Here is a 961-nt window from a genome sequence, read left to right as displayed (position 1 = left end):
CTTTATGAGTATTGTAAACACCTTTTCACTTCAAAGCAATAGGCAAATTAAAATAAATTTTGATGGAGGTGATCTATCCTCCGATGCAGGTCTTCTTTTGATAAAAGAATTCGTTGCAAAGATCGGCTTTACAAAGCTGATCAAAAAGAAGTTTAAAACCAATGATAAGTCTATCCGGTTTCACAAAGACCATGAAAACTTATTACAGATGATCTATCAGATCATCTCTGCATATTTTCAGGATGACTGTGCGGATGAACTGACTCTGGATCCTGTTTTCAATGTCATTCTTGATAAAGAAAGTCTGGCATCGCAGCCAACATTATCAAGATTTTTCAACCGTATGGATGAAGATACTCTGGTACAGTTTGATGGCATTGATAAAAATCTTAGGGATATCATCCATTACTATGCTATGACGGACTGACTGGAGACCTGATAAAAGCGGAACTCCGCGATGGAACGCTCCATTGCAGCAATGGGGCAGATAAATTTATGGAATCTATTTTTCAGGAATACCTGGAAAGGGGCATTAAAACTTATCTTCGTGGCGACAGCGGATTCTCTTCCCCAAAACTTTATGAAACCTGTGAGAGTAATGGTTGCTCCTATGCTATCCGTTTAAAACAGAATCCCGCACTCATTGCCTGGCTTCAGATAAAGAGGAAGATTTGTACCAAGCCACTCAAAAGGATCAGATCAGCTATGCAGTAACTTATGGCGAATTTATGTATCAGGCAGGTTCATGGAAATATCCAAGACGTGTAGTTTTCAAAATTGAGAAACCATACGGACAGCTGACACACATGTACACCTTTATTGTTACAAACATGGATATGGAACCTTATCAGATCATCCAGTTTTATTGTGGCAGGGGCAAGATAGAAAACTTCATTAAGGAAAGCAAAAGTGGATTTGACTTTGCTGCTGTCAGCAGTCATTCCAAAATAGTAAATGCAAA

At 38.7% G+C, this 961-nt stretch carries 1 protein-coding gene and 1 pseudogene; both read left to right on the top strand.

Annotated features, from left to right (window positions below; genetic code table 11):
- Positions 1–4 precede the first annotated feature (4 nt).
- Positions 5–714 (top strand): annotated as a pseudogene (locus WMO75_RS19610) (transposase).
- On the top strand, positions 672–961 hold a 290-nt coding region (locus tag WMO75_RS20040), incomplete at its 3' end, for a transposase (RefSeq protein ID WP_353963816.1). The pseudogene WMO75_RS19610 and the gene WMO75_RS20040, both read left to right, overlap by 43 nt.

Source organism: Blautia intestinihominis (assembly GCF_040096655.1).
Classification (GTDB): Bacteria; Bacillota; Clostridia; order Lachnospirales; family Lachnospiraceae; genus Blautia_A; species Blautia_A intestinihominis.
This window is presented reverse-complemented; position numbering and strand designations above follow the sequence as displayed.